The following is a 7,332-nucleotide window of genomic DNA, read 5'->3' on the forward strand; positions in this document are numbered from 1 at the left end:
CTGATTGCCTTCCAGCGGGCCGGGCGCGGCCCCTTTGCTGTTCAGGGCCGCGCCTCGTAGATCAGGTTGAACGGCGTTTGCGCCGCCCGGCGAAAACGCGAAAACCCGCCCTGCTGCACCACCGAGCGCATGCGTGCCTCGCCCGACTGGGCGCCCAGGCACAGGCCCACCTCCTGCGAGCGCGACGCTGGCGTGCAGATAAAGGTCGAGGCCGAGTAGAAGACCCGGCCGACCGGGTTCAGGTTGTCTTCGAGCCGGTCGTTGGCGAAGGGCTCGACGATCATCCAGGTGCCGTCCGGACGCAAGGTCTCGCGCACATGGGCGGCAGCGCCGACCGGATCGCCCATATCGTGCAGGCAGTCGAACACGGCCACCAGGTCGTAGTCCTTGCCGCCATACTCCTTGGCTTTTGCCACCTCGAAGTGCACGCGATCCTGCACGCCGGCGCGCGCCGCCGCCTCGTTGGCATAGCGGATCGACGGCTCGTGGTAATCGAAGCCGTAAAACGCCGATGCCGGGTAAGCCTGCGCCATGATGATGGTGGAGGCGCCATGCCCGCAGCCCACGTCGGCCACGCGAGCGGCCGCCTGCAGCTTGGCCTGCACACCCTCCAGCGCGGGAATCCATTCCGAAGTCAGGTGCGCCGCATAGCCCGGGCGGAAAAACCGCTCGGTGCCGTGGAACAGTGACGGATCGTGTTCATGCCAGCCCAGCCCGCGCCCGTTGCGAAAGGCATCCACGATCTTGGGAATCGCCTTGAACTGCGCCACCGCGATCTGGAAGGCACCGGGAATAAAAGCAGGACTGCCTTCCTGGGCCAGCGCGAAGGCTTGCTCCTCGGTCAGGCTGAACAGATCGCTGGCCGGGTCGTACGCGACATAGCCGCTGGCCGCCTGCGCGGACAGCCACTCGAGCAGGTAGCGCTCATCGGTATGGGTTTTCTCGGCCAGCACCTGTACGGTCATCGGTTTCTCGGCCAAGGCTTTGTAAAGGCCAAGCGTATCGCCGACCACGATGGTGGCGGCATGCATCACCGCCCCCAGATCCTGGACGAACTGCGCCATGAAGGCGTTCAGCCTCCCCTCATCGATCGCCATGATGTTTCCCTCCCCCTCGCCTCAGCCCGGCGTGCCTGACCTGCCTGGCATGCCGCGTTCGCCTGTCTTCCCCCGGGCAAACCTGTGCAGGTGCCGCCGCGGCACTGCCGTGCGCGCTGGCGGCGCCTATACTGGCCTCATTGATGTTGGTCCATGCACGGGAACGCGCCAATACGCAGCATTGCGTACCGGCGCGCTACCCAAAGCCGCCGCAATGCTCACAGTCAGCCGCTGCCAGGATGCCCAGACGCTCTCCATGCTCGCCAGGCTGACCGCGCGCGAGCAGCAAGTACTGCGCTGGCTGGCGCACGGCAAGACGGACCGCGAGATCGCGGGCATGCTTGGCATCAGCGCCCGCACGGTGCAAAAGCACCTGCAGCATGTGTACGTGAAGCTAGGCGTGGAGAACCGCACCGCCGCCGTGATGCGCGGGCTGGAACTCGATCCGGGACCCGCCATGGTGCGTCCGGAAATTGTGGCCGGCCCGATGCCGGACGCTTGCCAAGCCCCATAAAACGCGCTATAAAGATGCTTCGTTACCGGATGGTCAACCGCCGCTGCCGGCAGAATTGGCAGGGCTGGCGCAATTTTCTGCCATCCCGTGACGCGTTGCCGCAAATAACCGACGCCATTTGAGCCGCATCCCATCCATGTCCGCTAAGTTTTATTTTTACTTTTTTAGCGATCTCGCACCGCTGGCGGATGGAGAGGGACGATCGTAAGTGCCTCCAGAATTCAAAAAAAGCCGCCAGCGAACCTGGCGGCTTTTTTTATACCGGCCCGCACCCAGCTCTAGCCCAGACAACCCAAACACACGACCCTACAAAATCCGGAGCCATCATGCTGAAGAACACCGACGACCTGCGCATTCGCGAACTCAAGGAATTGTTGCCCCCCGCGCACCTGATCCGCGAGTTCGGCTGCTCCGAAAAGGCGTCCGACGTGATCTACGGCGCGCGCCAGTCCATGCACCGGATCCTGCACGGCATGGATGACCGCCTGATCGTGATCATCGGGCCCTGCTCCATCCACGACACCCGCGCCGCGCTCGAGTACGCCAAGCTGCTCAAGGTCCAGCGTGATCGTTTCGCCGGGGAGCTGGAAGTCGTGATGCGGGTGTATTTCGAAAAGCCGCGCACCACCGTGGGCTGGAAGGGGCTGATCAACGACCCGCACATGGACGGCAGCTTCAAGATCAACGACGGCCTGCGCACCGCGCGCGAGCTGTTGCTGAACATCAGCGAGATGGGCCTGCCGACCGGCACCGAATACCTCGACATGATCAGCCCGCAATACATCGCCGACCTGGTCAGCTGGGGTGCCATCGGCGCGCGCACCACGGAAAGCCAGGTGCACCGCGAACTGGCCTCCGGACTGTCGTGCCCGGTCGGGTTCAAGAACGGCACCGATGGCAACGTCAAGATCGCGGTCGATGCGATCAAGGCCGCTTCGCAGCCCCACCATTTCCTGTCGGTGACCAAGGGCGGCCACTCCGCCATCGTGTCGACCTCGGGCAATGAGGATTGCCACATCATTCTGCGCGGCGGCAAGACGCCCAACTACGATGCCGCCAGCGTGCAGGAAGCTTGCGAAGCGATCTCCAAAGCCGGCCTGGCCGCGCGCCTGATGATCGATGCCTCGCACGCCAACAGCAGCAAGAAGCACGAGAACCAGATCCCGGTCTGCGAGGACATCGGCCGCCAGATGGCCGCGGGCGACGAGCGCATCGTCGGCGTGATGGTGGAATCCCACCTGGTGGGCGGTCGCCAGGACCACGTCCAGGGCACCCCGGTGGAAGACCTCACCTACGGCCAGTCGGTCACCGATGCCTGCATCGGCTGGGACGACTCGGTGAAGGTGCTCGAAACCCTGGCTAACGCCGTCAAGGCACGCCGCCTGGCCAAGGACGCGGGCAACTGAGCCGCCTGACGCGGCCCGGGGGCGCGAGCGCTCCGGGGCCGCGGGCAAAGAAAAAGCCGCTGGGATCAGCGGCTTTTTCTTGTTCCTGACCCGCGCGCGGCATTTGCCGGCGCCGGTTTGCTTACTTCTTCAGGACCAGCCCACCCGGCAGCGATTCGATGTAGGCAGCGATATCCTTCAGCTCATCCCGGGTGAAGGGACGCGGCTTGCCGTCCTTGCCCGTCACGCCGGGGTTGGCGTTGACCTGGCCGGCCATGATCGCGTTGGTGCGGCCCACCTGCGGGTTGCCGGTGATCTGGTAGGCGGCCAATGCGTGGTACAGATAGTCGGCGTGCTGGCCGGCCAGCTTCGGGTAATCCGGCGTAATGGGGGCGTTCATGCCGGCGCCGTGGCAGGCCACGCAGTTGCCCTTCTCCACCAGCGCCTTGCCGTGCGCGAGGTCGGCAGCCGAGGCGGTGATGGCCGAGGCGCCCAGCACGAGTGCGCCGATCGCGAGCGAAAGCGTCTTAAGCGTATTCATGGGTGGGTCCTCTTACTTCTGGGTGTTGTTTTGCGTGCTGGAAGACTGCTGCGCGTAATAAGCAGCCACGTCGGCGATGTCCTGGTCGGTCAGGGTCGCGGCAATGCCACGCATGGTCGGGTGCTTGCGCTCGCCCTTCTGGTATTCCTTGAGCGCATTCTCGATGTATTTGGCGTTCTGGCCGCCGAGCAGGGGCACCTGGTACACCTCGGGGAAGGAGGCGCGATAGCCGGGAATGCCATGGCAACCAATACACATCGCGACCTTGTTTTTGGCGGCGTCCACATTGCCCTTGACTTCCTGGGCTTGCGCAGCCGTTGCGGCCGCGCCCAGCACCACCATCGTGAGGAGCTTTTTCATTGTCGTAGCTGATTGGAAGTGTTAAACCCTGCGTGACCTGCCCAACCGGTCGGAAATGGCTTCAGAATGCGTCCGGCCGGACCGTATCTGCCCGCGGGTAGATGCGGTGCTGCCAGCGTGGGCCGGATACCTGGGCGCTGCTTGCTGGTGGTGCCAGCCGCTGCCAGTGCATCCCGGCGTAGTCTCCGCCTCATTCTGTAACCATCTCTTGTGATCGCCGCCTCCCGGCAAGGACCGCGGGAGTGACAAGGCGGACAAAGCGAGGGGGTGGAGTCTTGGACGTGGGGGGCGCGTCAAACCGCCGCATTGTACAGCACGCTGCACGTGGCAGTCCAGCACGGCACGGCGAGCCGCACGCGAACCGAAAAGCTCTTTTATACTGGCCAATTCCGACACGCATAAACCCCTTCAGGTTGCCCCATGTCCAACACCACCAACGCCAGCCAGAACCAGCAAAACCGCTTCGAAGGCACGCAGCAGTACGTTGCCACCGATGACCTCAAGCTGGCCGTCAATGCCGCGCGCGCGCTGCAGCGCCCGCTCCTGATCAAGGGCGAGCCCGGCACCGGCAAGACCATGCTGGCCGAGGAGGTGGCCGCAGCACTCGGCATGCCTCTGCTGCAGTGGCATATCAAGTCCACCACCAAGGCACAGCAGGGCCTGTACGAATACGACGCGGTGTCGCGCCTGCGCGATTCGCAACTGGGCGACGACCGCGTCCACGACATCCGCAACTACATCATCAAGGGCGTGCTGTGGCAGGCCTTCGAGGCCGACCAGCAAGTGGTGCTGCTGATCGACGAGATCGACAAGGCCGACATCGAATTCCCCAACGACCTGCTGCGCGAAATCGACCGCATGGAGTTCTATGTGTACGAGACGCGCGAACTGGTCAAGGCGCGCCACCGCCCGCTGGTGATCATCACCTCGAACAACGAGAAGGAACTGCCCGACGCCTTCCTGCGCCGCTGCTTCTTCCACTACATCAAGTTCCCCGATGCCGAGACCATGCAGCGCATCGTCGACGTGCACTATCCCGGCATCAAGCGCGAGCTGGTGGCCGCCGCGCTCGAGTCCTTCTACGAGATGCGCAACCTGCCGGGCCTGAAGAAGAAGCCCTCCACCTCCGAGCTGATCGACTGGCTCAAGCTGCTGATGGCCGAGGACATTCCGCCCGAAGCGCTCAAGAGCCCGGACAAGAAGGCCGCGATCCCGCCGCTGCACGGCGCGCTGCTGAAGAACGAGCAGGACGTGCACCTGTTCGAGCGCCTCGTCTTCATGAACCGCGCCAACCGCTAAGCGCCGCGCCATGGCACGCTTTATCGAACCCGTCACCCTGCGCGGCCAGCACGCCCTGCTGGAGCCGCTCGGCCTCGAGCATGAGGCCGAGGTGCAGGCCGCCGTCGCCGATGGCGAACTGTGGAAGCTCTGGTACACCTCGGTGCCGGCGCCGGACCAGGTGCGCGCGTGGACCGACACCGCGCTGCAGATGCGCGAGCAACAAGGCGCGATGCCGTTCGTGATCCGCGAGATCCGCGACGGCGTGCCGGGCGCGGTGGTGGGCGCGACGCGCTACTTCAATGTCGACGGCGCCAACGGGCGCCTCGAGATCGGCCACACGTGGCATGCGCAGCGCGTGCAGCGCAGCGCCGTGAACACCGAATGCAAGCTGATGCTGCTCACGCACGCGTTCGAGCAACTGGCGTGCATCGCGGTGGAATTCCGCACGCACTGGATGAACCACCAGAGCCGCACCGCCATTGCCCGTCTTGGCGCCAAGCAGGACGGCGTGCTGCGCAACCACCAGCGCATGCCCGACGGATCCCTCCGGGACACCGTGGTGTTCTCCATCATCGCCAGCGAATGGCCGACGGTGAAGCGCCACCTGCAATACCGCCTGGACCTGCCGGGGCGCGCCTCGTGAACCAGCACGCAAACCGCCGCACCCGCTCCGGGACACTCTAAGCGAGCCCACCATGCTGATCGATTTCTTCTTTTCGCTGCGCCACGCCAAGCTGCCGGTCTCGGTCAAGGAATACCTGACCATGCTGGAGGCCCTCAAGGCCGAGGTGATCACGCCGTCGATCGACGAGTTCTACTACTTGTCGCGCATGACACTGGTCAAGGACGAGAAGCACTTCGACAAGTTCGACCAGACCTTTGCCGCCTACTTCAAGGGCATCGAGAGCCTGGTCGACTGGAAATCCGACATCCCCCTGGATTGGTTGCAAAAGACGCTGGAGCGCGAGCTCTCGGCCGAGGAAAAAGCCAAGATCGAGGCCATGGGCGGGCTCGACAAGCTGATGGAGCGCCTCAAGCAACTGCTTGACGAGCAGAAGGAAAAGCACGAGGGCGGCAACAAGTGGATCGGCACCGGCGGCACCTCGCCGTTCGGCCACGGCGGCTATAACCCGGAAGGCATCCGCATCGGCGGCCCGTCCAAGGGCAACCGCACCGCGGTCAAGGTATGGGAGACCCGCGCCTACAAGGACTACGACGACCAGGTCGAGCTCGGCACGCGCAACATCAAGGTCGCGCTGCGCCGCCTGCGCCGTTTCGCGCGCGAAGGCGCGGAGACCGAGCTGGACCTGGACGACACTATCCACTCCACCGCCGCCAACGCGGGCCTGCTCGACATCAAGCTGCGCCCGGAGCGCCACAACAAGGTCAAGGTGCTGATGCTGATGGACGTCGGCGGCTCGATGGACGACCACATCAAGCGCGTGGAGGAGTTGTTCTCGGCCACCAAGACCGAGTTCAAGCACCTGGAGTATTACTACTTCCACAACTGCGTGTACGACTATGTGTGGAAGAACAACCGCCGCCGCCATGCGGAGAAGATCGCCACGTGGGACCTGATCCACAAGTACACGCCGGACTACAAGGTGATCTTTGTCGGGGATGCCACCATGAGCCCGTACGAGATCCTGCAGCCTGGCGGCTCGGTGGAGTACAACAACCCGGAAGCCGGCGCGGTCTGGCTCAACCGGCTGATCGAGCAGTTTCCGCGCTTTGTCTGGCTTAATCCCGAGCCGGAAGGGCTTTGGCAGTACCGGCAGTCGGTGACGGTGATCAATCAGATCATGAAGTCGCGGATGTATCCGGTGACTTTGGGGGGGCTGGAGCAGGCTATGAGGGTGTTGTCGAAGTAGATGGTTTTTGGTTTGATGAGGTTTTATTGCTTCTGGCCCCGCTGACGCGGGGGGCTGTCTCCTGTGGGCGGGGTTTTCATGCTTCTAGCTGCTGATGCAGCAATAGCGTGAGTGGGCAGTGTTTTAGCGCTTCTAGCTGCTGATGCAGAATAGCGTGAGTGGGCAGTGTTTTAGCGCTTCTAGCTGCTGGCGCGGCTGTACGGTGTTTGCCGTTTTAGAACGTGTGAGATGTCACTTTTCTTTACTCGTAAAGAAAAGTAACCAAAAGAAAGCGATCCTTGCA

7 protein-coding genes and 1 pseudogene are annotated in these 7,332 nt (G+C 63.6%); 5 read left to right on the forward strand and 3 right to left on the reverse strand.

Annotated features, from left to right (window positions below; translation table 11 throughout):
* Positions 1-41: 41 nt before the first annotated feature.
* Entirely contained in the window at positions 42-1,097 is a 1,056-nt protein-coding gene (locus tag ACGLHR_RS24070) for a class I SAM-dependent methyltransferase (RefSeq protein ID WP_400096655.1), read from the reverse strand.
* 268 nt (positions 1,098-1,365) lie between these two features.
* On the opposite strand from ACGLHR_RS24070, the pseudogene ACGLHR_RS24075 reads away from it, so the two are divergent.
* Positions 1,366-1,611 (forward strand): annotated as a pseudogene (locus ACGLHR_RS24075) (response regulator transcription factor); the annotation flags it as partial.
* A gap of 326 nt (positions 1,612-1,937) precedes the next feature.
* Positions 1,938-3,017 (forward strand): 3-deoxy-7-phosphoheptulonate synthase AroG, encoded by a 1,080-nt coding sequence (gene aroG / locus ACGLHR_RS24080; protein WP_400096656.1) that lies wholly within the window; start codon positions 1,938-1,940, stop codon positions 3,015-3,017.
* Between the two features lie 121 nt (positions 3,018-3,138).
* Here aroG and ACGLHR_RS24085 read toward each other — a convergent pair whose 3' ends face one another.
* Positions 3,139-3,537 (reverse strand): c-type cytochrome, encoded by a 399-nt coding sequence (locus ACGLHR_RS24085; protein WP_267606064.1) that lies wholly within the window; start codon positions 3,535-3,537, stop codon positions 3,139-3,141.
* A 12-nt stretch (positions 3,538-3,549) separates the two neighbouring features.
* Positions 3,550-3,897, reverse strand: a complete 348-nt coding sequence (locus ACGLHR_RS24090; protein WP_267606063.1) for a cytochrome c — start codon at positions 3,895-3,897, stop codon at positions 3,550-3,552.
* Positions 3,898-4,317: 420 nt separating this feature from the next.
* Between ACGLHR_RS24090 and ACGLHR_RS24095 the strand changes: the two genes are divergently transcribed.
* The 3 genes from ACGLHR_RS24095 to ACGLHR_RS24105 are packed head-to-tail and all read left to right on the forward strand — an operon-like array spanning position 4,318 to position 7,049.
* Complete coding sequence (locus ACGLHR_RS24095) at positions 4,318-5,196, forward strand: MoxR family ATPase (protein ID WP_043344836.1); 879 nt, start codon at positions 4,318-4,320, stop codon at positions 5,194-5,196.
* A gap of 10 nt (positions 5,197-5,206) precedes the next feature.
* Positions 5,207-5,821: a GNAT family N-acetyltransferase gene (locus ACGLHR_RS24100; protein WP_400096657.1), complete on the forward strand. Its 615-nt coding sequence runs from the start codon at positions 5,207-5,209 to the stop codon at positions 5,819-5,821.
* A gap of 52 nt (positions 5,822-5,873) precedes the next feature.
* Positions 5,874-7,049, forward strand: a complete 1,176-nt coding sequence (locus tag ACGLHR_RS24105; RefSeq protein ID WP_318236679.1) for a VWA domain-containing protein — start codon at positions 5,874-5,876, stop codon at positions 7,047-7,049.
* Positions 7,050-7,332: the final 283 nt, after the last annotated feature.

The organism is Cupriavidus sp. CuC1 (assembly GCF_044627735.1).
In the GTDB taxonomy this organism is placed as follows: domain Bacteria; phylum Pseudomonadota; class Gammaproteobacteria; order Burkholderiales; family Burkholderiaceae; genus Cupriavidus; species Cupriavidus ulmosensis.